At 41.2% G+C, this 25,203-nt stretch carries 23 protein-coding genes and 1 other annotated feature; of the genes, 11 read left to right on the top strand and 12 right to left on the bottom strand.

Going from position 1 to position 25,203, the window contains the following annotated elements:
• Positions 1 to 157: 157 nt before the first annotated feature.
• Positions 158 to 730: an elongation factor P-like protein EfpL gene (efpL, locus tag KK487_RS05075; RefSeq protein WP_128583224.1), complete on the bottom strand. Its 573-nt coding sequence runs from the start codon at positions 728 to 730 to the stop codon at positions 158 to 160.
• 193 nt (positions 731 to 923) lie between these two features.
• On the opposite strand from efpL, the gene KK487_RS05070 reads away from it, so the two are divergent.
• Complete coding sequence (locus KK487_RS05070; protein WP_013464512.1) at positions 924 to 1,310, top strand: MmcQ/YjbR family DNA-binding protein; 387 nt, start codon at positions 924 to 926, stop codon at positions 1,308 to 1,310.
• 110 nt (positions 1,311 to 1,420) lie between these two features.
• On the opposite strand, the gene fadJ is transcribed toward KK487_RS05070, so the two are convergent.
• Positions 1,421 to 3,613: a fatty acid oxidation complex subunit alpha FadJ gene (gene fadJ, locus KK487_RS05065; RefSeq protein ID WP_128583225.1), complete on the bottom strand. Its 2,193-nt coding sequence runs from the start codon at positions 3,611 to 3,613 to the stop codon at positions 1,421 to 1,423.
• Complete coding sequence (gene fadI / locus KK487_RS05060) at positions 3,613 to 4,923, bottom strand: acetyl-CoA C-acyltransferase FadI (RefSeq protein WP_013464510.1); 1,311 nt, start codon at positions 4,921 to 4,923, stop codon at positions 3,613 to 3,615. The genes fadJ and fadI overlap by 1 nt, the downstream gene beginning before the upstream one ends.
• Positions 4,924 to 5,253: 330 nt before the next feature.
• On the opposite strand from fadI, the gene KK487_RS05055 reads away from it, so the two are divergent.
• From KK487_RS05055 to KK487_RS05020, 8 genes are all read left to right on the top strand, one after another.
• Positions 5,254 to 6,210, top strand: a complete 957-nt coding sequence (locus KK487_RS05055) for an AAA family ATPase (protein WP_013464508.1) — start codon at positions 5,254 to 5,256, stop codon at positions 6,208 to 6,210.
• A gap of 3 nt (positions 6,211 to 6,213) precedes the next feature.
• Complete coding sequence (locus KK487_RS05050; protein ID WP_024602812.1) at positions 6,214 to 7,158, top strand: DUF58 domain-containing protein; 945 nt, start codon at positions 6,214 to 6,216, stop codon at positions 7,156 to 7,158.
• A gap of 3 nt (positions 7,159 to 7,161) precedes the next feature.
• The gene (locus KK487_RS05045) at positions 7,162 to 7,596 is read left to right on the top strand and encodes a DUF4381 domain-containing protein (RefSeq protein WP_013464506.1); all 435 of its coding nucleotides are present in this window, start codon (positions 7,162 to 7,164) and stop codon (positions 7,594 to 7,596) included.
• Positions 7,589 to 8,572, top strand: coding sequence for a vWA domain-containing protein (locus KK487_RS05040; protein ID WP_028835374.1), 984 nt, complete (start codon positions 7,589 to 7,591; stop codon positions 8,570 to 8,572). Before KK487_RS05045 ends, KK487_RS05040 begins: the two co-directional genes overlap by 8 nt.
• A complete protein-coding gene (locus KK487_RS05035) occupies positions 8,572 to 10,467 on the top strand; it encodes a vWA domain-containing protein (RefSeq protein WP_128583226.1) in 1,896 nt (631 codons plus the stop codon). The genes KK487_RS05040 and KK487_RS05035 overlap by 1 nt, the downstream gene beginning before the upstream one ends.
• Positions 10,461 to 12,107: a BatD family protein gene (locus KK487_RS05030; RefSeq protein ID WP_128583227.1), complete on the top strand. Its 1,647-nt coding sequence runs from the start codon at positions 10,461 to 10,463 to the stop codon at positions 12,105 to 12,107. The genes KK487_RS05035 and KK487_RS05030 overlap by 7 nt, the downstream gene beginning before the upstream one ends.
• A gap of 96 nt (positions 12,108 to 12,203) precedes the next feature.
• Positions 12,204 to 12,719 (top strand): sigma-70 family RNA polymerase sigma factor, encoded by a 516-nt coding sequence (locus KK487_RS05025; protein ID WP_024602816.1) that lies wholly within the window; start codon positions 12,204 to 12,206, stop codon positions 12,717 to 12,719.
• Positions 12,719 to 13,471: a DUF3379 family protein gene (locus tag KK487_RS05020; protein WP_064663786.1), complete on the top strand. Its 753-nt coding sequence runs from the start codon at positions 12,719 to 12,721 to the stop codon at positions 13,469 to 13,471. Before KK487_RS05025 ends, KK487_RS05020 begins: the two co-directional genes overlap by 1 nt.
• A 151-nt stretch (positions 13,472 to 13,622) precedes the next feature.
• Here the strand turns inward: KK487_RS05020 and KK487_RS05015 are convergent, their stop codons facing one another.
• Together KK487_RS05015 and KK487_RS05010 are read right to left on the bottom strand one after the other, a co-directional pair.
• Positions 13,623 to 14,813, bottom strand: a complete 1,191-nt coding sequence (locus KK487_RS05015; RefSeq protein WP_008464755.1) for an amino acid aminotransferase — start codon at positions 14,811 to 14,813, stop codon at positions 13,623 to 13,625.
• 78 nt (positions 14,814 to 14,891) lie between these two features.
• Complete coding sequence (locus tag KK487_RS05010; protein WP_215521997.1) at positions 14,892 to 15,551, bottom strand: GAF domain-containing protein; 660 nt, start codon at positions 15,549 to 15,551, stop codon at positions 14,892 to 14,894.
• Between the two features lie 247 nt (positions 15,552 to 15,798).
• Between KK487_RS05010 and KK487_RS05005 the strand changes: the two genes are divergently transcribed.
• Positions 15,799 to 16,128: an SUI1 family translation initiation factor gene (locus KK487_RS05005; RefSeq protein WP_008464752.1), complete on the top strand. Its 330-nt coding sequence runs from the start codon at positions 15,799 to 15,801 to the stop codon at positions 16,126 to 16,128.
• 15 nt (positions 16,129 to 16,143) lie between these two features.
• On the opposite strand, the gene KK487_RS05000 is transcribed toward KK487_RS05005, so the two are convergent.
• Positions 16,144 to 19,146, bottom strand: coding sequence for a bifunctional diguanylate cyclase/phosphodiesterase (locus KK487_RS05000; protein WP_128583230.1), 3,003 nt, complete (start codon positions 19,144 to 19,146; stop codon positions 16,144 to 16,146).
• Positions 19,147 to 19,335: 189 nt separating this feature from the next.
• Positions 19,336 to 19,458 (top strand) — a sequence feature (Phe leader region).
• Positions 19,459 to 19,502: 44 nt separating this feature from the next.
• Between KK487_RS05000 and KK487_RS04995 the strand changes: the two genes are divergently transcribed.
• Positions 19,503 to 20,660 (top strand): chorismate mutase, encoded by a 1,158-nt coding sequence (locus KK487_RS04995; protein ID WP_128583231.1) that lies wholly within the window; start codon positions 19,503 to 19,505, stop codon positions 20,658 to 20,660.
• Positions 20,661 to 20,722: 62 nt separating this feature from the next.
• On the opposite strand, the gene tyrA is transcribed toward KK487_RS04995, so the two are convergent.
• From tyrA to rpsP, 6 genes are all read right to left on the bottom strand, one after another.
• On the bottom strand, positions 20,723 to 21,856 hold the full coding sequence (gene tyrA / locus KK487_RS04990; RefSeq protein WP_128583232.1) for a bifunctional chorismate mutase/prephenate dehydrogenase: 1,134 nt from the start codon (positions 21,854 to 21,856) through the stop codon (positions 20,723 to 20,725).
• A 280-nt stretch (positions 21,857 to 22,136) separates the two neighbouring features.
• Entirely contained in the window at positions 22,137 to 23,006 is an 870-nt protein-coding gene (locus KK487_RS04985; RefSeq protein ID WP_013464495.1) for an MYG1 family protein, read from the bottom strand.
• A gap of 192 nt (positions 23,007 to 23,198) precedes the next feature.
• A complete protein-coding gene (rplS, locus tag KK487_RS04980) occupies positions 23,199 to 23,558 on the bottom strand; it encodes a 50S ribosomal protein L19 (RefSeq protein ID WP_011327636.1) in 360 nt (119 codons plus the stop codon).
• Between the two features lie 33 nt (positions 23,559 to 23,591).
• Positions 23,592 to 24,359, bottom strand: coding sequence for a tRNA (guanosine(37)-N1)-methyltransferase TrmD (trmD, locus tag KK487_RS04975; protein WP_036956849.1), 768 nt, complete (start codon positions 24,357 to 24,359; stop codon positions 23,592 to 23,594).
• Complete coding sequence (gene rimM / locus KK487_RS04970; protein WP_008114470.1) at positions 24,359 to 24,895, bottom strand: ribosome maturation factor RimM; 537 nt, start codon at positions 24,893 to 24,895, stop codon at positions 24,359 to 24,361. The genes trmD and rimM overlap by 1 nt, the downstream gene beginning before the upstream one ends.
• A 17-nt stretch (positions 24,896 to 24,912) precedes the next feature.
• Positions 24,913 to 25,161, bottom strand: coding sequence for a 30S ribosomal protein S16 (gene rpsP / locus KK487_RS04965; RefSeq protein WP_008114468.1), 249 nt, complete (start codon positions 25,159 to 25,161; stop codon positions 24,913 to 24,915).
• Positions 25,162 to 25,203 lie beyond the last annotated feature (42 nt).

Raw genomic sequence — 25,203 nt, 5'->3', positions numbered from 1 at the left:
CAAAAATAAGGCGCGTATAATAGCGTTAAACTGGCTAAATTTGAAGCAACGCATGCTGCTAATCAGCAATAATGCTTAATCAATTTGAGGGGCAAATCAGACACAAAAAAGCCGAGCAACTTAAATACTCGGCTAATCATCATAGATTTATAGCGGCTTACTTGTCAGCACGGCCCATAAACTTATGCTCTGCGGTATTAATACGGATGCGATCGCCCGTAGAAATATGCTCTGGCACTTGAATAATTAAGCCGGTTGATAAACGAGCAGGCTTTGAACGCGCGCTGGCTGAAGCACCTTTAATTGAAGGGTCGGTTTCCTCAACTACAAGCTCAACACTTGAAGGAAGATCAAGTCCAACTGGCGCACCATCAATCACAATAACATGCACGCCTTGGGTCTCTTCGTTAACAAACTGAATCTCTTCAGCTATGGCGTCTTTAGCCAAGTTGTAAGGCGTGTAATCTTCGTTATCCATAAAGACATACTCATCGCCATCAATGTACGACAGCATCGCTTCACGACGGGTTAAATCTGCAAGGTTAAGCATATCGCTGTCTTTAAATGTTTCGTCAACTTTGCTACCCGTGACCACATCGTATAAACGCATACGGTATAAACTACCACCGGCACGACCTTGTGGTACAGAACGTACGATATCTTTTACTACTAATACACGGCCATTAAAGTCAATAGCCGTCCCTTTTTTAACATCACTTGCCTTTGGCATGGGTGAATTCCTATTGTTTTTTTGATTGCGAGAAACATACCACGAAACTGATTTTGTTCAACAATAAAGTGATATGATTAGCTTCTTACTTCGTACTGACTCATAAATCTGTAATTTAGACTTAAACTCGTGTTATCTAGTGGCAAAAAGCTGCTATGGTTAAGTTATCGATTATGACCTCAAGGAATGGCTCATGAACCAACAAACTGTACATACCTATTTAATGAACAAGCCGTTAGTTAAACTAACCCAGCCTTTTGCTAAAGATGTTGATGTGTATAAAGTAAATCATAAAATGTTTGCCACTCTTGCACTTAGCAATGAGGGTGAAACCGACGAAAATGGCGAGCCTATTTGGTGGCTAAACTTAAAGTGCGATCCTGATGAGGCGCAATCATTACGAGATATTTTCCCTGCCGTTATTCCTGGTTATCATATGAATAAACGCCTTTGGAATACCGTGATTTTAGATGGCTCAGTACCACAGGGTGAAATTGAGCGTATGATTGATAACTCGTTTAATTTGGTGGTCGACAACATGCCTGATAAAGATAAAAAGGCCATTGAAGCGTTACTGTAAATAAGCGTCCAGACGCAACTTTTACCAATTCGATTGATTAAGTATTATTGTTGATTATTGAACACAAAAAAGCCGCATAATTTGCGGCTTTTTTACGTTAACTTAAAACATTAATCTTTGTGTTCAGTCGTCTCATTTGGAGTGTCAGTTGATTTATCATCACCTTGCGCTAACTCCACTTCAGCTTTATTAGCGGCTGTTGTGTAAAACTTATCGCCCTTGTCAGCCATTGTAAGTAAAGTATCACAAGGTGTAAAAATAGCGTTGCTGTTAGCCAGAGTAGACATATCAGAGCTTATTTTACCTGCGCCTAATTTATCCATATAGCTAAACGGGCCACCTAAGAACGGTGGGAAACCAATACCAAAAATAGCACCAATATCACCATCACGCGGGCTGGCAATAATACCGTCATCTAAACAGCGAACGGCCTCATTAAGCATTTTTGAGATACAACGCTTAGCAATTTCGTTTTTATTTAAACGTGGAGCTAGGGTTACACCTAGTAGCTCATAGACTGACTCATCAACCTTTTTGCCTTTCTTGTCGTATTCATAAAAACCACGACCCGTTTTACGGCCTAAGCGTTTTGAATCAATCATGCGCGAGAAAGCATCTGGGCCTTTAAAACGCTCACCGAGTTCTTTTTCAAGAATTGGCGCGATTTTAGAACCAATATCAATACCGACTTCATCAAGCAGTGCCAACGGCCCTACTGGAAAACCAAACTCAACTAAGGCTGCGTCAATTTTTTCAATTGGCTCACCGGCAAGCATTAAGTTTGCCGCTTCATTGAGGTATGGCGCTAAAATACGGTTAACATAAAAACCAGCCATATCTTTTACCACAATTGGCGTTTTACCTTGCTTACGCGCAAAGTTAACTACACGAGCAATCGTTTCTTTTGAGGTGCCTTCGTGAGGAATAATTTCTACCAGTGGCATTTTCTCTACTGGTGAGAAATAATGTAAACCAATTACATTTTCAGGACGCGCTGCTTTAGCTGCAATTTGCGAAATAGGTAATGACGAAGTATTACTTGCGAAAATAGTATTCGCTTGGCAATGCTGCTCTACATCAGCAACCATACCTTGCTTAAGCTCTAAATCTTCAAATACGGCTTCTATCACTAAATCTATGTGTTTAAAACCGCTGTAATCGGTAGTGCCGGTAATACGGTTCATCGTTAACTGCATATCGGCTTTAGACATAATACGGCGTTTAAGACGCTTATCTAAAACTTTGTATGTGTAGTTCATGGCATTACTTATGCCCTGCTCTGCCACATCTTTAATTCGCACCGGCAATTTAGCTTTAACCGCACTCACATGGGCAATACCTGCACCCATTAAGCCACCACCTAACACGGCAGTTTTACTAATCGCGGGAGCATCATCATTGCGCCATTCTTTTTTCATTTCAGTGGTTGCAAAGAAAATACCGCGCAGCGCCTTAGACTCATCACTCATTACCAATGTGGCAAAACCTTCTGCTTCGGTTTTATACGCTTTCATTTCATCAAGCTCTACGCTTGCACGTACCGCTTTAATAATTGCAAGCGGCGCAGGGTAATGACCACCGGTTTTTTTAAGAACGTTTTCTTTAGCTTTTTTAAAGATAAAGTTACGACCAAATGGGTTTGACTCTAATAGCTGACTGATCTTATCAAGTTTAGGCTCTTTAGCTTGTGGCTTTTTCTTTGCCGCAAACTCTTTGGCCACTTTTAGCAGTACGCTTTGTGGTACACAATCATCCAATACACCGGCTTTTTTAGCTTGTTTAGGACGAATTTGTTTTCCGGTTAGCATCCACTCAAGGGCTTTTTGAATGCCCACGATTTTAGTTAAGCGCTGTGTACCACCACCGCCAGGTAATAAACCTAGTTGTACTTCTGGTAAACCAATTTTAGTTAAATCGCTATCTGTACCTACGCGGTAATCACAGGCTAAAGCAAATTCTAAACCGCCACCAAGCGCTGCGCCATGTATAGCACTAACTGTGGTGTACGGAAGCTTTTTCATATCAAAAAATGCTTGATGACATAATTCGCTAATAGCTAATGCATCTTCACGCTTTTGCACGCTGTCTAGCATTTTCACATCGGCACCAGCAATAAAGTTATCGCTTTTACCACTAATAAATACCATACCTTTAACTGCGTGCTCTTTAGCTTGTGCTAATAATGCTTTTAAATCATCAGCAAAGCTATCTCGCAGGGTGTTCATTTTTTCACCCGGCACATCAATGGTCACTACGGCTATTTTGTTATCATCAACCGTTAAATTAAATACTGAATCTGTCATTACGCACTCTCCAATACAAAGGCTGCACCTAAACCACCCGCAGCACAGGCAGTCGTTAACGCTAAACCACCGCCACGACGCTTAAGCTCGTATAAACTTTGTGTAATTAAACGCGCGCCGGTTGCCGCAAATGGATGACCATATGCAAGCGAGCCGCCGTTCACGTTAAACTTATCCATGTTAATTTCACCTATGGCTTTATTACGCCCTAAGTGCTCTTGTGCAAATTTATCTGAAGCAAACATTTTCATATTCGCTAAGGTTTGCGATGCAAACGCTTCGTGCATTTCAATTAGATCTAAATCGGCTAACGTAATACCTGCTCTATCAAGTGCGATAGGCGTTGAGTGAGCCGGCCCCATTAGCATGTCTTTTTCTACGCCGATCGCTGAAAACGCAAAACTGCGTACGTAGCCTAAAATTTCGTAACCCAATGCTTTTGCTTTGCTTTCGCTCATCATTAACACTGCGGCTGCGCCATCGGTTAATGGGGTTGCATTGGCTGCAGTGACTGAGCCGTGTTGACGGTCAAATACCGGCTTAAGCTTGGCATAACCTTCAACCGTTGAGTTTTTACGAATATTGTTATCTTCTTCAATAAAGCTTTTATAAGGCGGTAAATGAGCCGTCATTACTTCATCTTTAAGCTTGCCATCAGCCCAGGCTTGAGTTGCCAATGAGTGAGAACGATGCGCTAAGGCATCTTGATCTTCACGGCTAATGTTATGGGTTTTAGCCATTTGCTCGGCTGTTTGTCCCATTGATAAACCCGTTGAGTACTCAGCAACCGCTGGCGGCACTGGCAATAAATCTTTTAAACGTAGTTTTGAGAATATTTTTAAACGCTGACCAAGCGTACGTGCTTTGTTTAAATCAACTAAGCTACCCGCTAATTTTTTACTTACACCAATTGGCAATACAGATGATGAATCGGCACCACCGGCAATACCTACGCTTACAGAGCCTGCCATAATTGATTCGGCAACGTTTGCTATCGCTTGAAAACTCGTCGCACAAGCACGCGATACAGAGTACGCATCAACCGATACTGGCATCCCAGTACCCAATACAATTTCACGCGCAATATTTGGCGCTTCTGGCATTTGTACTACTTGACCAAAAACCAATTGATCGATTTCTGACTTGTCGAAATTTAATCGCTCAAGCATTTCATTAACTACTAACTTACCCATATCCAACGCTGGTACATGGTGGAACGCAGTCGCTTGCTTAGCAAAAGGAGTACGTAAGCCGCTTACGATGGCAATACGGTCGCCTTTTGGTGTTTTAAGTATGTTTTGCTCAGACATTTATTATTCTCTCCCGCTGACAGGTCAGACCTGTATGTTTTCTCCGATTCTAAACAACCCGTGTGATAAAGCCAATAGATAAAGGTAAATTAATACAAAAGCGCCATTGTAAATCACTACATACATTGTATGAGGGTAATACAATAGGCTTTTTTAGCTGGTTTTACAAAGTTTTATGTTAGGCTAAAAAATCGTTAAAAAATAACGAACTATTTTTAAAAAATCAGTCTAACTCTTGAGTTATCCACTTATAAACCTTATAACTAGCTCAGTATTTGTTACCTAACCAATTTAGGTATTATTTAAGCTGACGAGGACAGTCCACTTATTATGGCAGCTAACGCATTTTCACAATTAAAAACGTATTTAGACACCCAAATTATTGGCCAGCCTGCGCTCACTCAAGCACTATTAATTGCTATTTTAGCCGATGGTCATTTATTAGTTGAAGGCCCACCGGGGCTTGCAAAAACACGCGCTGTTAATGCCTTAGCAAAAGGTATTGAAGGCTCGTTTCAGCGTGTTCAGTTTACCCCAGATTTATTACCAGCCGATGTGACCGGCACCGATATTTATCGCCAACAAACCAGTGAGTTTGTGTTTGAAAAAGGCCCTTTATTTCATAATCTCATTTTAGCGGACGAAATAAACCGAGCACCAGCAAAAGTACAATCGGCATTATTAGAAGCAATGGCCGAGCGCCAAGTCACGGTAGGCAAAAACACCTATCCACTCAGTGACCTGTTTTTAGTGATGGCAACACAAAATCCGCTTGAGCAAGAAGGCACTTACCCGCTACCAGAAGCGCAATTAGACCGTTTTTTAATGCACCTAAGTATTAATTACCCAGGTGCTGAGCATGAGCTTGATATTTTACGTTTGACCCGTGGTGAAGCACTTAATGATGAAGCCCCAGTGCTTGAGCAAATTTCACAACCCGATTTGTTTGCTGCGCGAAAAGCAATTTTAGGTCTGTATTTGGCCGAGCCATTAGAGCAGTACCTAGTGCAACTGATCATAGCCACTCGAGAAGGTGCAAACTTAGATGAACAACTTGGCCGCTGGATTGAATACGGCGCCAGCCCACGTGCCACGATTGCTTTGGATAAATGTGCCCGCGCTCATGCGTGGTTAAGTGGTCGTGATTTTGTATCACCTGACGATATACAAGCTGTGGTACATAATGTATTGCGCCATCGCATTATTCTAAGTTACGAAGCACAAGCCGATGGTATTACAAAAGATCAGGTTATTAGCCGTATTGTTGAACTAGTCGCAGTACCTTAAGTTATGCAAACACACGTTGATTCTCAGGCATGGCTTAAATTAAGCCATAGCCATGGTGTTAATTTATCGCTTAAAGAGCTGATGTATTATAAAGCAAAAGCGCAACTGCTTGAGCTGGCACCTAAAGTTAGAATAAAAAACACCTTGGCGGGGCAATACCTTGCGCCCCACAAAGGCCGGGGTATGGAATTTGCCGAAGTACGTCATTATCAAAACGGTGACGATATACGCTCTATTGATTGGCGCGTTACCGCGCGCACAGGCGAAACCCACACTAAACTTTTTCAAGAGGAAAAAGAGCGCCCGGTATTTGTGTTTACTGACTTTTCAAACTCAATGCTATTTGGCTCGCAATTACTGTTAAAATCGGTGCAAGCGGCACATATTAGCGCCTTAGTTGCGTGGTCAGCGTGTCAGCGTGGCGACAGAATTGGCGGTATTGTGTTTAATCAGCACTCGCATTTAGAGCTAAAACCCAGCGCCCGTGAAAAAGCGGTATTAAAACTATGCCATAATTTATGCGATGCGCATCAGCTGGCTCTTGAGAACATTGATAAGCCGGCCGCGAATAATTTTAGCGATAACCTCAAACGTTTAAATCACTTAGCTAAGCCCGGTAGTTTGGTTTATATCGTGTCTGATTTTAACGCCTTGGATGACGCCAGCTTCAAGCAACTGGAACTTTTGGCGCGTCATTGCGAACTGATTGGGTGTCATATTAGCGACCCCTTTGAACATCAATTACCTGCTTTTAAACAAACGGTAACCGTCAGTGCTAATAATCAGCAATTTGCCCTGCCCTTAATGGACAAGAGCTTTAGACAACGATTTGCCAAAAATGCCGAGCACGCATTTAGCGCGCGCATTAATCGCTTAACAAAGTCTGGACTCACCCTATTATCATTTGATGCAGCCACTGCGCTGGAACTGCAATTAGTGAGAAAATAAATCATGCAAACCTCTCCACTTGATGGTCTACACGATATTATTGCTCCCACCCAAGTCGACTGGTGGCCACTCGCTCCTGCTTGGTGGGTTGTTATTGCAATTGCTGTGTGTTTATTGTGTAGCTTAATTGTCATAATTTATAAAAATTATCGCTTTAAAAAGCCAAAACGTGATGCCATTGCATTAGCTAATCAACAACAGTCAGCGCAGCAATTACATGTCATTTTAAAGCGTTTAGTGATCACCTATTACGATCCGCGTTTGGCCGCGCAATCAACAACGCATTGGTGCAACACATTAAACCAACTTTCAGCTATTGGCTTTACAGAAGAAGAAATTTTAAGCCTATATAACGCTAATCAAACACAGGCAGCCCTCAGTGATAAATTTCGCCAAGCCATTAAACAATTTAAACTAAAGGAGCCGCTGCATGTTTGAATTTAGCTGGCCATGGCTGTTTTTATTACTGCCGCTACCTTTAATATTGTTACTATTAAAACCCGCCGCCAATGATGCCAACACGCGTCTGCGCATTCCAAGTTTTGCATCACATAATTTAAGCAATCAAAGCATAGAGCCAAGTGCGCGTAAATTGAATATTATCGAGTGGTTGCTGTGGTTATTATTAGTGACCGCATCAGCAAATCCAACGTGGTTAGATGAGCCCATATCGCTACCCAACGAAGGCCGCGATATAATGCTCGCTGTGGATTTATCGGGCTCAATGACCGAACAAGACATGGCTTACAATGGCCAATATGTTGACCGTTTAACCATGGTTAAAGCAGTGCTAAGTGACTTTATAGAGCAGCGCCAAGGCGACAGACTCGGCCTTATATTGTTTGGTGATACCGCTTTTTTACAAACCCCATTGACGCGTGATGTGAAAACCGTCAGTAAAATGCTCTCTGAGGCGCAAATTGGTTTAGTAGGACGTGCCACGGCGATTGGTGACGCTTTAGGTTTATCGGTAAAACGCTTTGCCAGTAAAAAGGAAAGTAACCGTATTGTGGTGTTGCTTACAGATGGACAAAACACCGCAGGAAATTTAAACCCAGAAGATGCGCTGCTACTTGCCCGTGAAGAAGGTATAAAAGTGTACACTATCGGAGTCGGTTCAGATAACCCGCGCGGCTTTAGTTTATTTAATATGGGCTCTGGGGGCAGTAACCTAGATGAGGGCTTATTGAAAAAAATTGCTGAGCAAACAGGCGGTCTGTATTTTAGAGCAAAAGATGTCGCTGGCCTGCAACAGATTTACGCTGAGCTTGATAAGCTTGAACCAATTAGTGCCGATGAGCAAACCTTTCGCCCACAAACAGCCTTGTTCTATTATCCGTTATTACTGGCCATTTTACTCATAAGTGCAATGGCATTGATAAAAACGGTGCGCGCAATGAAGGAGCCAAACTAATGGATTTTGAATTTATTCGTCCTGCTATTTTATGGCTGTTACTCCCTGCCTCAGGGTTATTTTTTATCGCCTTACTAAAACATAAAAAAACCCAGTCAGCGCCACTTATTGCGCCGCACTTGGCATCATTTGTAATGAGTGAATCAAACAATAAAGCTCGCCAGCCGCTGTGGCTGGTTGCGTTATTTTGCAATTTAGCGATTATATTTAGTGCAGGGCCAAGCTTTGAAGAGAAACAAGTACCCGTATTTCAAAGTAAAAGTGCCCGCGTTATTGTCATGGATATGTCCTACTCTATGTATAGCACCGACATTGCTCCCAATCGATTAATGCAATCACGTTTTAAAGCCCTCGATATGGTTGAGCTATTTAAAGAAGGCGATACCGCGTTAGTGGCTTACGCAGGCACTGCCTATACCATTTCACCACTGACCAACGACGCTAAGACTCTTGCCAACCTTATTCCTAGTTTAAGCCCTGAAATTATGCCAGATAAAGGCTCAAACGTACTCGCTGGCTTAGATATGGCACAAGAGCTACTAAGCCAAGCCGGCTACCTCGATGGCGATATTATTTTGATCACCGATGGTATTGAACAACAACAGCAAAGCGATGTAAGCCGTTTTACCAACAGTAGCCAATATCGACTTAATATTTACGGCGTAGGCACAGCGCAAGGAGCTCCTATAAAGTTACCTGAAGGCGGGTTTTTAAAAGATAATTATGGTCAAATTGTGGTGCCAACCCTCAATGCATCATTACTTGAAGGACTTGCAAAAAATAGTGGTGGGCAGTTTGCCGATTATCAGCCAAGCAATAGCGATATTGCCGTTTTTTCACCGCAAGCAAACAGTGAAGTATTAAAAAGTGAAAAACCAAATTTAGCCTTATGGCGAATTGACGCCGGTATTTATGGTTTGCTTATTTTACTGCCTTTAGCTTTGTATTTATTTAGACGATCTGCATTAGTTAGCGCAGTACTATTACTTAGCTTTTTACCTCAACAAAATGCGCATGCCGCAGAGCTGCCAACCCTGTTTAAAAATACGGATCAACGGGCATTAGAGGCATACAACAACAAAGAGTATCAACAAGCAGCTCAGGCTCGCTCAAGCGCTCTCAAAGGGGCTGCACTTTATCAGCAAGGGCAATTTGATGCTGCCTTGAATGAGTTTAGCCAAGATAAGTCAGCAACCGGTTATTATAACTATGGCAACGCCTTGGCTAAAGCAGGACAATTAGAGGCTGCCATTGACGCGTATAAACAAGCGCAAGTAAAGCAAGATAACTTTAGTGAAGCCGCTGAGAATCAAGCGCTTGTTGAGCAGTTACTGAATCAACAGCAAGACCAAGAAAATCAGCAAGGCAATGATTCGCAAAATCAAGATGAGCAAAGTCAAGATGATGCAGATAAATCAAAACAAGATCAGCAAAAAAATGGCGAGAAAAACAGCGCAGATAAAAGCGAAGAGGACAGCCAAAACAGTGAACAACAGCAATCAGATCAGTCCTCGGAACAATCAAAAGATCAACAAGGCCAATCTGGTGAGCAATCAGACAAACAGAATGAGCCTGACATGCAAGCTCAGTCACAAAGCCAACAAAATGAAAATAAAGACGAGAATAAACCGCAGCAAGATGAGCCGCAAAATCAACCTAATGAAATGAGTGAGCAACCGCCCTCTGATGAGCAAAAACAGCAGGCACAGCAACAAGCCATGCAGGCACAAGCCGCTGAGCTCACTAATGAAGAAAAAGAAAAAGCACAGCAACTAAATCAGTTATTAAGAAAAGTGCCCGACGATCCCGCTATTTTATTAAGAAACAAAATGCAATTAGAAGCCCAAAAAAGACAATATCAACGTCGTCCAACAGGAGTAGAAAAATCATGGTAATGCGATTATTTTGCTGTTTATTGCTATTAACTGCCATGCCATTAATGGCCGCCACCACTTTGGAGGCAAGCGTTGATAAAAACCCAGTATTAGCGGGTGAATTTTTTATGCTTAATATTAGCATTGATGATTCAATAAAAGGGCAACAACCCGACACCTCAGCGTTATTAAAAGATTTTGTAGTCGGCCCTATGAGCTTAAGTAGCCGCACTAACATTATTAATGGCAGTATAAAAAAACAAACCTCTTGGTCTGTTAAACTAATGACCCGCAAGGCGGGTGAATACACCATTCCCAGTTTTAGTGTTGCAGGGCTAAACTCGCAACCAATTAGCTTATCGGTTAAAGAGCGCAGCAGCGACGCAGATAAAAATAACGATATATTTTTAAAAACCTCGCTCTCAAACAACAGCTTATTTGTACAAGAGGCTGGCGTTTACACCATTAAGCTTTACTTAGCCAAAGAGCTTCTTGATGGCAGCTTAAGTGCGCCAAGTATGGAAGATGCCCAACTTACCCAACTCGGTAAACAAAGCGAAGATTATGAACTGGTTAACGGTAAACGTTATTTAGTGATCACCCGTAATTATTTAATTCAGCCCCAAAAAAGTGGCGCCTACACTATTGCAGCTCCCGTTTTTCAGGGGCGTATTCAGCAAAACTATCGTCAATTGGAAGTGTCAGCGCTTGGCGATGAGCAGCAAATTGAAATTAAACCTATCCCTGAAAACTATCAAGGAGACTGGTTACCCAGTGAACTGGTGAGCTTAACCGAGCAATGGCAGCCAGAGGATAATAACGTTGAAGCCGGCACGCCGATAACACGTACTATTATGCTTACCGCCTTAGGGGTGACTAAAGAGCAACTACCCGAAATTGATATGCCTACTATTAATGGTATTCGCAGCTACCCGGATGAAAAAGAAACCAATAATGCGGTACGTGATGGTCGAGTGGTATCACAGCAAAGCGCCTCATTTGCGCTACTGCCACAAACACCTGGCACTTACACATTACCTGAAATTAGCTTGCCTTGGTATAACACCAAAATAAATCGGATTAGTTATGCGACCTTACCTGAGCGTACTATTACAGTAACACCCAGTACAACAGCGCCAGTGCAAACGCTTAATCCGCCAGCTGAAAACAACCTAAATAACACTATGGCAGAGTCAACGAAGCAAGCAGTTACAGTGCAACAGCAAACTGCCACACCACTGTGGCTAATTATTGTGGCCGCGCTTGGTTATGTTTTATGGATTGCGACGCTGATTTTTTACTTTATTAAACGCCCAGCTAAAGAAGTGCAACAAGCGGCTCAAACAACTAATAAAACAAATCAACAACCATCTTTAAAAGCCCTGCTGGTATTAGCTAAAAGCCATGACGAAAAAGCATTTTACGATGCGCTTAATCAGTATGCGCTAACCCTTACAGGTAAAAAGGTAGGGGCGCTATCCCATTTATGCGCTATGATAAACAACTCAGAGTTCACCGCGCAGGTAAACAATTTACAAGCACAGTTGTACAGTAAGCAAACGGCTAGCGCCAACTTAGACGCTATAGTTAGCATGTTAAAGGCACATCAATCGCAAACAGCTAAGCCTTCATCACCTGCGTTAAAAGAGCTGTATTCTTGATCTCAATTGTATTTTGCTTTTTTGACCTATAATAATTTTAACTAAAAAGTGCTTATGTTTGGAAATAAAAAATCGAATGATCAGGTCTTACTAAATATGGCTGAAAAACAACAACGCTACGAAGCCCTGGTTCACGTTTATCATAAGGAACTCTATCGCTTCGCTTACTGGTTATGTAACGATCCGAATATTGCAGATGACTTAGTGCAAGAAACCTTTTTACGTGCTTGGCGATCGCTTGACTCGTTACTCGATCAAAAAGCAGCTAAGCCATGGTTGCTAACAATTTTAAGACGCGAAAATGCGAGGCGCTTTGAGCGCAAGCAATTTGATTACAGTGATGTAGATAACGACACGCTAGTGGATCAAACCAGTCATTCTTTAGATGATGAAATGGAGCAAACCGTTATTCAACGGCAAATTTCGTTGTTGGCCGATGAATACAAAGAGCCGCTACTATTACAAGTGGTTATGGGCTGCTCTGGGGATGAAATTGCAGACATACTCGATTTAAACAAAAATACGGTTATGACACGTTTATTTCGAGCAAAAAATCAACTTAAAGAGGCACTAAGCCGTGATGATGAACAACTTAAAGGGGCATCAAAATAATGGATGAACTTGAGTTTCGTCGCCGCACGATTGCACAGCCAAACGAGCTAGACAAAGAACTACTGGAATTTGCAAACAGCAGTCCCGATAGACAACAATTTTTAAATGAAAACAAAACATTTGATAAGCAACTCAATGATGCGCTTGATATTCCTGTGCCTGACAACCTTGCTGAACGGATTATTTTAAACACCTCGTTAAAAGAAAAAGCCAGAAAAGATGAGCTTGAACAAAAAAACAACGTTATTGATTCACGCTCACGCTTTAAGTTTGACCGTGTATATTTGGCGTTCGCTGCTTCATTTGTGATTGCGGTAAGTGCGTTTATGTTTAGCTCAGAGCAAAACTTGAATCATGCGGCTGGTGAGCATGCATTGGCGCATGTTTATCATGAACTTAACGCGTTAAATAAAACTCAACCGATCAGCTTACAAACAGTCAATGAAAAGCTTGCTTTACTTGGCGGTCAACTTAATGATTTACCTGGGAAAGTTACTTATGTTAATTTTTGCGATTTTCAAGGCGAGAAAGGCATCCATTTAGTGTTTGAATCGGACTTTGGCCCTATGACCGTGTTTATTGTCCCCAGTGATAACAAAGTCTTTGAAATTGGCTCGGGTGACTTTAGTGACTCTCGCTATGTAGGCCATATAAGCCGAGGAAAACAAGCTGATACTGTACTAATAGCAAGCCTAGGCTCACCGGTTGATATGTATAATGAACGTATTGCAGGCGCTATTCGCTGGCTGTAATACCAATTTGTATATATATTTGAACAATTTAACGAATTAAACTCCCTTATATCTAAGCAGATTGATATAAGGGGATGGGTATTACAAACAATAAAAAACCGCAACGAGTGTGCGGTTTTTTTATTGCTAATAAGCTAAAACTTATTATTGGTTACTTACATACATCAGCAACAGCGTTAGCAAAGTAATCGATGTTTGCTTGACTAATTCCCGCTACGTTTACACGGCTAGAGCCCACAATATAAATACCGTAGTCTTTTTGTAGACGCTCGATTTGCTCTTTATTAATACCTAAGAAAGAGAACATACCGTGTTGGCGGTCTATAAATGAGAAGTCTTGAGCAATGTCTTTGGCTGCAAGGCTGTCTTTAATTAAACTACGTAAACCATTAATACGGTTACGCATTTCATCAAGTTCGCTGTGCCATAACTGCGTTAACTCTGTGCTGCTTAAAATGGTGTTTACAATGTCTGCACCGTGCGCTGGCGGCATAGAATAAATGCTACGTACCACACTTAATAATACCGAGTTTGAAATATCAGCGGTTGCACTGTCTTTTGCAATAATTGAACACGCACCAATACGCTCACGGTATAAGCCAAAGTTTTTAGAACATGATGAACAAATGATCAACTCTTCAACCGCATTGGCTAAAATACGTAAACCATTCGCATCTTCTTCTAAAGAAGAACCAAAACCTTGGTATGCAATATCAATTAATGGCGTAAAGCCCACATCTTTTGCAAGTTCAGCAATGGTATTCCATTGTGTTTCGTTTAAATCCATACCACTTGGGTTGTGACAACATGCATGTAATAACACAACATCGCCCTTAGGCACCTGTGTTAATGTTTCAACCATTTCATCAAACAATAAATCTTTGTTTTCGTAGTCGTAGTATGGGTATTCTTTAACAGTTAAGCCTGCAGCTTCAAATAAGCTAATGTGGTTAGCCCACGTTGGGTTAGTAACCCATACAGTTGCGCCTGGGTTACAACGTACAATAAATTCTGCTGCAACACGAAGTGCGCCTGTACCACCAGGTGCTTGTGCTGTGCGTACGCGATTAGCTAATAATGCTGGGTGCTCACCAAGAAGAAGATTTTCCATTTGTTGACAGTAATCTAAGTTACCAGCAAGACCAATGTAAGATTTGCTCATTTCATTTTCTAAACGAAACGCTTCTGCTTTTTTTACTGACTTTAATACCGGGGTATTCCCCTGCTCGTCTTTATATACACCAACCCCTAAGTCAATCTTATTAGGGTTAGTATCTTGCTTATAGGCCGCCATAAGGCCAAGAATAGGGTCTGTTGGTAATGGTTTTAATACTGAGAACATTGACTATCTCTTCGTTATTTAGGGGTTAGCTGTTGCGCTAAGCTTAACATAAAAAGTCACTCGATTGACCAGTGTTATTTACACTAAAAAGTGAGGAATTTTAATACAGCATGCAATTAATAATGCGAGTGTCGCATTATCAAAAAAATCCGTGCTAAAGGCTTCGCCATCGACAATGCCAATGCACTGCTTTTGCGCATTAAATAGTGGTAAACAGGCCTCTGCTTTTACTTTCGGATCGCAGGTGTAATACTCACCACCCGCGGCTAAATATTGCTCAACATTATTAATGACACGTCCTTTACCACTGAGTGCCACTTGCACATTATTACTGCCGGTTGCAAATTCAGCGGTGAGCGGAAATAAAGGGCGACTCGGTTCACCAAAATAAGCGAGCTTTAATAACTGCTCGCCTTCAGGGGTGGCCGTATTTTGATAGATGCCATACCAATCTAACTGGGTGTTTTCGATTACATAGTCAACAATCAACTGAAGTTGCGCTAACTTTGCCGTTATTTGCGTATTTTGGCTAACGTAATCGTTTAAATTAAACGGCTCATCTTGCAAGTAGCCGAATAAACTACATGCGCCACCTTCACCGAGTTCTGGAATTTGATACTGCCAACGCACGGCCGGTGCAGCATTGCTATTTAAGTACTGCTCAAGCTTTTCTAGCTCAGCATTAATTAACTGTTGCTCTACATTAAGCTGAGCTTGCTCTAAATAAGAATCTATCATTTGGCCATCCATACATCTATAATGCCGAAATAGTAGCATGGATATTTTTATAGCGCTAGCCAATTTAAAGCGCTTTTTAAAATCCTTAAGCACTTTTATTCATAAACACTATTGCGGTACTTAAACAGAGGATGTTTATCTTTGCGGGATTAAAAGGTGTTCAGCTTAGGCGCAAAAATTACGCCTTTGCATCACAAATTTGTTATTATTTAGCCCAATATTAGATTCAATCTTAGATAGGTTAATTATGAGTGATAATCACTTAGTGTATTCAACAGCAACAGGGCGAATTGACCAGCCAAAGCCAGAAAAAGAACTGGATGTAAAACTATTTAAAGACGGGTCTATTCGCATAGAGCGTCAAACCAAAGGTCGAAAAGGTAAAGGCGTAATGCTAGTTGTAGGATTAGATCCCCAACAGCACGATTTAAAAAAGTTAGCAAAAACAATAAAAAGTAAGATGGGCCAAGGTGGCGCAGTAAAAGAAGGAGTTATTGAAGTACAAGGTGATGATCGCGATAAGTTAAAGGCGATTTTAGAAGGATTAAAGTTTAAGGTAAAAATTGCGGGTGGTTAACCCGCAATTTTTGTTCTATTCAGGGACTTTTAACGCAGCTAATTGATCAAACAACACAGGGATATCGGCTTCGGCAACGGGCTTACTAAAGTAATAGCCTTGCACAATAAAACAATTATTATTTTGTAAAAATTCAACTTGCTCTATTGTTTCAACCCCTTCAGCAACCACATCAAGCTTGAGCTTTTGTGCCATCGCAATAATCGCAGCGGTGATCTCCATATCATTATCATCTTCAGGGATATCTTTAACAAACGAGCGGTCAATTTTAAGAATATCGACAGGAAAACGTTTAAGGTAACTCAACGAAGAATAGCCTGTACCAAAATCGTCAATGGAAATTGAAATACCCAGCTTTTTCAATTGATGTAACTGATCAATAGCCGCCTCAACATTACCCATTAGCATGCTCTCAGTCAGTTCAAGGTGCAGGCTTTTAGCATTAATTTGCGTCTCTATGATTATTTTTTTCAGCATAGGTACTAAGCTTGCGTCTTTAAACTGCCTTGCTGACAGGTTTATCGACATGTTGCTCGCTCTACCTTGTTGCTCTAGTCGTTTAGTGAACTCACACGCTTGTTGTAATACCCACTTACCAAGTTCCACAATTAAACCCGTTGCCTCAGCAATAGGAATAAATTTAGTAGGTGGAATGAATCCCTGCGTAGGATGGAACCAGCGAAGCAATGCTTCATATCCCACTACACTATTATCTCGACAATCAACTTGTGGCTGATAATGCAGTGTGAGTTGCTTTTCTTTAATTGCATGGCGCAACTCATTTTCAAGGAATAATCGCTCATTGGCGGCTGCATTTAGATCTTGGCTATAAAAGTGGAACGTATTACGCCCTTTCGCTTTTGCTTCATACATGGCTAAATCGGCATGTTTTAATAACTGATCTTCTTCTAAGCTATCAAATGGCGCCAAGGTAATACCAATACTGGCACTAACAATAACTTCGTTACTACCTAATTTTATTGGCTGATTTAACGTTTTTTGAATGGTGTCAGCGACTTCCGATGCTTCTTTTTGATGCTCAATACCACTGAGTAATACCGCAAACTCATCACCGCCTAAACGGGCGATAGTATCTTCTGCTCGTAAGCGCTGCTTTAAGCGCGTTGCCACTTCAACCAATAGTTGATCGCCTGCATCGTGACCTAAAGTATCGTTAATACGCTTAAATTCATCCAAATCAAAATAAAATAAAGCAAACGAGTAACGCCCTCTTTCAGCAAGCGCCATCGACTTTCTAAGCTGCATTCTAAAGAATGTACGATTAGCAAGCCCGGTTAATGTGTCGAAGTAAGCGAGCTGTTCCATTTTGCGTTGGCTTTCTTTTACAAATGAAATATCTTGCGCTGAAGCAACGTAACTGGTGATTTTTCCACCATCTTCACGAATAGGTGACACACTCAGCGATACCCATATGGGTGGCTTGTTTTGCGCTTCAATAAGGGTATCCCCTCGCCAGTAATTACGGTTGCGCAAATCAATGTCAATATCCTCTACCAGCATGGTCATTTCATTAGCAATAATAGTCAGAAGTGGCTGGCGCAGGAAATCACTTTCTGCAAAGTCGGTCATTTCCAGCATTTTTGGATTAACATATTCAATCACAAAGTTTTCATCAGTGATCACCACCCCCGTGCCCGAGAAGGCAACCGCTTTAGACAAGCGATTTGCAGCCTTTTCTGCAATTTCTTTTTCTATTATGCGCTGGTTTAAGCCATCGATGAGTTTGCGGATTTCAATGGTCATATCTTTGAATGAACCATTAAGCGTGCCAATTTCATCTTTATTTTCTTTTGGAAAATCAATTTCTAACTGACCTTTACCAAAGTTAGTAACCGCATAAACCAGTGAATGTAGGCGTCTTAATACTAGTTGGTAAAGTGCTTGGTGTAATAATAAAGCAACTAAAATGGCATACAGAATAAACAAGCCAAAAAACTTCAGTTTTAAGTCTTTCAGTGCCGATAGTGTAGAAGAGCGCTTTTTATATACGCCTACGTACCAATTTACACCTTCAACTTTATGGATATTTATAATGTAGTCTTCATCATTTAATGAAAACGAGTCGGCATATTCCGGCAATTGTATTTGCCCTGCATTATCAATAACTCGCTTTAGCTCAGGAGAAATAAAATCGCTAGGTAGCAGCTTTTTACCCGCCTCTCCGTATTGGGTATAACTATCGGCTCCTAAATTAGGGTGCGCTAATAGCTGCCCTTGCTTATCGAACACCACTAAATGTTTTTCTTTTCCGCCGACGGGCAATTGCGATATGAGAGAGTCGAGAGAAATATCACTACCCGTGACCCCTAAAAACTCATCATTTTTATAAATAGGTACAATTAAACTAACGACCCACTTATTCCAAACGCCATCGTAATACACTCGTGACCACAGCGGCTCGCGTTGTGGGTTTGTTAACGATTTTGCGTAATTAAAACTTTTGCTTTGATTAAAGGTGTAATCTCCGGGGACATTAAGTGCCCAATTTGGTGGCGCAACACGGATAAAATTATCTTTGGTGATCAGGTAAAAATTATAAAAATCTTGAATTAACGTGGGGGAAATCACTTTCCAAAGCGATTCAGAATCTGCAATTAACTGTTTATAAAAAGGAGAATAAGCATTTTCGGGAATGAACGCCGCAGATAAGCCATCGGCAGATGCGCTGCGCACTGAACCATCATTGGTGACTTGCATAGTCGGGGCATTGTTATTCTTAAATGATAATTGCCCCTCAAATAACTGCTCGCTAACAACAATATTAGCTTGCTCAGCTATTTTAACTTTGGTCGCTATCAAATTATTAAACTGGTTTATTAACAATTCATTTGATTGCTTTAATACCTCATGCTCTTCAAATACAAGCTGTTTCTCTTCTGATTTGAGCATTAATGCAGCCGCACAAATACCTGCAACTAAACAAATGCCAGAGATCAACAGTGATAACTTGACACTGAGTGAGTTTATTCCAAATCGAGATGGAGGGCGTCGATACACAAAAGGCCAACCTTATTTATAATTATTATTTTTGCGAGTAGTAGAAATATACCAGATCTCAAATCAGAATTATAAATTATTTGTAAAGTTTTTAAAAAACAATATGTTTTGTATATATATCAGGTAAAAAACCTATTTAATATAAGTGCTTGTTGACATTAGAGGTTACTCTTCATACATTAAGGGCATGAATATAAAATACTCACTTACTTTCTTATCTTTTTTTAGCTTCTTTATATAGAAGAGGCTTCCCTGTTTGTGAGATAAAATCAATCGAATAGTAAAGCCTCCCAACTGGGAGGCTTTTTTGTTTACGCTGTTAAATACAGTGACATTTTTGGAATGAGGAAAACCAAATGAGCAATGATGTTTTAGACACGCTTAGGCACGATATAAATGAAATCGATTCTGACCTACTTGTGTTATTAGCGAAGCGACGCCGTATTAGCCATGGTGTTGTTGAATATAAGATAGCGAATAATAAACCAATTCGTGATGAAGCACGTGAATTAGCATTACTCGAAAAATTAATCGGTTATGGTAAATCTCTTGGTTTAGATGCCTACTATGTAAATAATGTTTTTCAAACCATATTAGAAGACTCAGTATTACATCAACAAGCTATGCTGCAAAAAAACCTCAACCCTGATGCGCTAAGTGAAACCCATCGAGTAACCTATTTAGGCGGACAAGGATCTTACAGTCAACTTGCGTGTCATAAGTACTTTAGTCGCCGACCAGGCAAATTAATTGAAATTGGCTGTAGTTCTTTTGATGAGATCACCGGTAAAGTAGAAAATGGCCAAGCCGACTTTGGCTTGTTACCGATTGAAAATACCAGCTCAGGCAGTATTAATGAAGTATTTGATTTACTCCAGCACGCGCAAGTCTCTATTGTCGGCGAAGTCACTCACAGCGTAGAGCATTGTTTATTAGCCGCCCCAGACACAGAACTTAACCAATTAACCAAAGTGTTTGCTCACCCGCAACCGTTTGCTCAATGTAGCCGTTTTTTACAAGGGCTTGGCGATTTGCAGCATGAGACCTGCGATTCAACATCGAGTGCATTAAAATCAGCACTTGAAACACCTAACAGTGCGGCTATTGGCTCTGCACAAGCAGGTAAAAATGTAGGGCTTGAAGTCATTAAGGCCAATCTTGCTAATCAAAAAGAAAACCATAGTCGCTTCATTGTGGTTGCACGTAAACCGCTACATGTATCTAAACAAATCCCCACTAAAACCAGTTTAATTATGGCAACTAAGCAGCAAGCAGGCTCACTCGCCGATGCGCTGATGATTTTTAAACAGCATAGTATAAATCTAGTAAAATTAGAGTCTCGTCCTGTACCAGGAAATCCATGGGAAGAAGTATTCTATGTAGATTTAGAAGCGAACCTTGCTGATAGCCAAGTGAAACATGCGTTAGAAGAGCTTAAAGAGCATACCCAGTACGTACGCGTATTAGGCTGTTATCAAAGCGAATCACTGCAAGCAGTGAGCGTACAAAGCTAGCCTAAAGCAACATTAAAAAAGGGCCTGCGGGCCCTTTTTTAGTTTTAATTAATCTGTCACGTTTAATCGAGTACTTTGGCGTCGTTCGCTTTATTTAATAAACTGCGACTTTGTGTCAAAAAGTGCGCTGTGGAGTCAGAAAAGTAGGCTTTTGCATCAGCAAAGGCATCGATTAAGGCTGGCTTATCCCCTGCTTTTAACTTTTTAAGCGTCTCTGAGAACAAACACTGATACTGCGCTAATAAGCTTTCTACATTATCAAATTGCGCCAGCATAATATCAGTATACAGCTCTGGCGATTGCGCAAAGAGACGACCGACCATCATCAGCTCTAACTGATAAATAGGTGATGAACAACTACGCAGCTCTGCGAGTGTATGTCCTTGTTTCGCTAAAAACTGACCGTATACAAAGGTGGTTAAATGGCGCATAACCTGAATGATTTGCATCGCTTCATCGTGTTTTTTAGCATCAAGTTCTACTAACTGACAGCCCCAAATTTGTAGCTGCTTTAATAAACCTTGTGTCATTTCAGGATTACGCCCTTCACATACCACCACGGTTTGTTTCACCCAATGAGAAATATCAGGACCAAACATGGGGTGTAAGCCAACAACAGCGCCATTGTGAACTTTTTTGAGCACATTTAACGGCGCTTGTTTAACCGATGTAATATCAACCAGCAAACAATCATCATCGAGTTTAGGTAACGCGTTAACAACCGTTTCGAGGGCATTAATTGGCACACTGATCATCACCAGTTTTGCGCCTTTTAAAATCTCTGCTGCCTGTGATTGCTGGGCTTTATCTAAAACTTTAACTTCGTAACCCGAGCGCTGAAATTGTTTTGCAAATAGCTGCCCCATTGCCCCTTCACCACCAACAATGACAATCGGAGATAGTTGTGAGTCGGCACAAGCTAATTTGGCCTGTTGATTTTGATAAGCTTCACGCATCATGCGCCTGAGAATGTCTTCGACTAAATCAGGGTTTACACCTTGATTAATTGCCTCTTGGCGTCGTGCAGCTAATAAATCAGCTTCTCTATCGGGTGCATGTAGTGGCGCGCCAGTTTGTTGTTTTATTGCGCCAATTTGTTGAGTAATACCATTGCGCTTTGCAAGTAAGGCAACCAGTTGCGCATCGCATTCATCTATACCTTTTCTTAGCTGCGCTAAATCACTTATCTCTGCCACGTTCTCATTCCATCCAAAAAAGCAAAATCGTAAATAAATACTTACAAAAAAGTAAACTAATCAATACGATAAATACTAACAGGATACGTCAGGGGTTAAAAGGCTAATTAGTGAAAAGATCAGTATGAGTCACTCAACTGCGACCAAGGTAGGATAATTAAATGAATAGAACACAGCTTGCGTAAAGTGAATTAAAAAGCATATAAAATGTAAGTCTATGCCGAGTTTAAACAATGAAAATTAAAGTGGCTTAATAGCCACTTTAATTAGCATTTTTTATCTAATATTCCAATGCCATAGTCGCAAGCGACATAACACTTTCGAATGATTCTGCACCGGCGATAAATAAGCCATTGTGACAAAACATAGCATCATCTATACCGGTCACTGCTTGAAATTCACTATCAGATAATCCAGCCCACGGTGCAGGTAATGGCTTTCGGTCTTCAAACGAGCCTAGCTCTGCAGGTACCGTTTGCACTATCCACTTACCAGAATGCGATGGATACACAACATATAGCGCCTCTTCTGATAAGCTATGTACGGTTTTTTTCCACGGCGTATAACGCTCTAGTACGATTAATCGTGGATCGTCTGCTTGTTTAATTGCTTGAGCAACAATCTTTTTAGCATTTAAACCACCCTGCGCTGAGGCAACAAAACGAAGCAGCAAAGTGTGTGCAAATTCCACCGCTTGATCAAAAGCAGCATCAAAATTACTTTCCTCTTCCCATGTTGGGTTAAACATAGAAATTGTTTGGCTTAAACTAATGCCTGTGGCAACACCTTCAACATGACCACAATCAATGGCATCAATAGTTGATACAAGCCCTGCATCAACTGCATTCGCCACATCTTGATTATCATCACATATTGCTAAGCCATATTTTTTCCACACCAAGCCAAATGACGAAAAAGGAATCCCATTTTCGCGAGCACCGGCACCGCCGCGCTGATGATGATCAAACCGGTCAGTTTCTGGGTCATATTGGCCGCCAACATCAATAACCACATCAGCGTCATTAATAATCGCATTATCGCGTGTGCGGATCAGGGTAAAAGAAGGGAAAATAATTTTAAGCGCAGCGATACTAAAAACATCATCTGCATGAAAATTGCCGTTGTGCGTAACTATCGTTTTATCATTCATTTTTGTACATCATTTTTTGCAAGAAGTGAGAAGATATTGTGCTTTGAAGTGAACCACACTTTAACGCATGCTGGTTAAGGTGTGTATTGGTTTTTAAATGTAGCGATATAAAAATTGCAATAGCATTAAAACCAAAACGGGTTGCAACCCAAAGGTTGCAACCCGTTTTTTTGCGTTGATAAACAGCGCGTATTAGTTAAGTTTTTCTCTAATACGTGCAGATTTACCAGAACGCTCACGTAGATAGTAAAGCTTAGCACGACGAACCGCACCGCGACGCTTAACTGTTACGCTATCAATAAGAGGGCTGTGCGTTTGGAATACACGCTCAACACCTTCACCGTTCGAGATTTTACGAACTGTGAATGCTGAGTGAAGACCACGATTACGCTTAGCGATTACAACACCTTCAAAGGCCTGTAGACGCTCTTTAGCACCTTCTTTTACTTTTACCTGTACAACTACTGTATCACCAGCGCCGAATGCAGGTACGTCTGTTTTAAGCTGCTCATCTTCAAGCGCTTTAATAATATTTTGGTTTACTTTTGCCATTATGTTTCTCACTTTCCTAGGTGTAACTGTCTTCTAGCCACAAGCTTTTTGGTACTCTTGCTGAAATTTCGCGAGTAATACCGCTTGCTCCTCAGTCAGAGCTAGGTTATGCAACAAGTCAGGACGGCGAAGCCAAGTTCTACCTAATGACTGCATAAGCCGCCATTTTGCTATCTCTTGGTGGTTTCCGCTGAGTAATACAGCAGGCACCTGTTTGTCGTCCAATGTTTCTGGCCGTGTATAGTGAGGACAATCTAGCAAGCCATCCGAAAATGAGTCTTGCTCTGCTGACTGGTTGTCTCCTAACACCCCTGGCACTAATCGCGCTACTGCGTCAATTAATGTCATGGCAGGTAGTTCACCCCCACTCAAAATAAAATCACCAATTGACCATTCTTCGTCAACGTACGACTCTATTATTCTCTCGTCTATACCTTCATAGCGACCGGCAATTAAAATCAGTTTTTCAGAGTTTGCGAGTTCGCTAGCCCCTTGCTGATCTAATTTGCGCCCTTGTGGCGACATATAAATTACTTTTGCACCATCACCTGCAGCCTGTTTGGCTTCAAGAATGGCTTGTTTTAATGGTTCAACCATCATTAACATGCCTGGCCCGCCCCCGTAAGGACGATCATCTACGGTTCTATGCTTATCAGTTGCATAGTCACGTGGATTCCAGCAGTTAAAATCGATTAAGCCATTTTTAACAGCACGACCGGTTACACCTTGCGTTGTAATTGCATCAAACATATCCGGGAAAAGGCTGATAACCCCTACCCACAACGAACTTGTTTGACTCATTAAAAGCTTGGATCCCAATCTACAGTAATTTCTTTCGCATCATATTTAACTTCTTGAATAACTGAATCAGTTAAAAAAGGAATTAAACGTTCTGCTTGGCCAAATGCATCTTTACTGTTTGCTTTCACAACCAGTACATCATTTGAGCCTGTCTCCATAAGGTCATCAACAATGCCTAAGTTATAACCTTTATCAGTTACAACCGACATGCCGATGAGATCTCGCCAATAGAATTCACCTTGCGGTAATTCTGGTAGCTGCGCTGAATCAACAGAAATTTCTACATTGGTATAAGCCATTGCTTGGTCTCTGTCATTTACTTGCGCAAACTTAGCGATAAAGCCTTTGTTGTGGCGACGCCAGTCGACCACTTCTAAGGATTGCCATTTACCTTGCTGCCCTATCAACCACGGGCTGAAATCGAAGATCCCTTGGGGATCATCAGTAAATGAATGCACCTTAAGCCAGCCCTTTATACCATATGGGGCGCCGAGCTTTCCTACGACAATTATTGATGAGGTGTTCTCTTGACTCATGGTTACACTTACGCCTATTAAGCCGCTTTACGAGCGTCTTTAACTAATTTAGCTACACGATCTGAAAGACCTGCGCCTTGACCTAACCAGTGTTCAACACGTGGTAAATCTAAACGAAGTTTTTCTTCTTGACCTGAAGCAATTGGGTTAAAGAAACCTACTTTCTCGATGAAGCGACCGTCACGCGAGAAACGGCTATCCGCAACCACAATTTGATAGAAAGGGCGTTTTTTAGCGCCACCACGTTGCAAACGAATAGTTACCATACCGTCCTCTAAATAGATTGACTGTTTTCATTAATAAGATTT

The organism is Pseudoalteromonas sp. SiA1, from assembly GCF_018732205.1.
GTDB classification, from domain to species: domain Bacteria; phylum Pseudomonadota; class Gammaproteobacteria; order Enterobacterales; family Alteromonadaceae; genus Pseudoalteromonas; species Pseudoalteromonas tetraodonis.
This window is presented reverse-complemented; position numbering and strand designations above follow the sequence as displayed.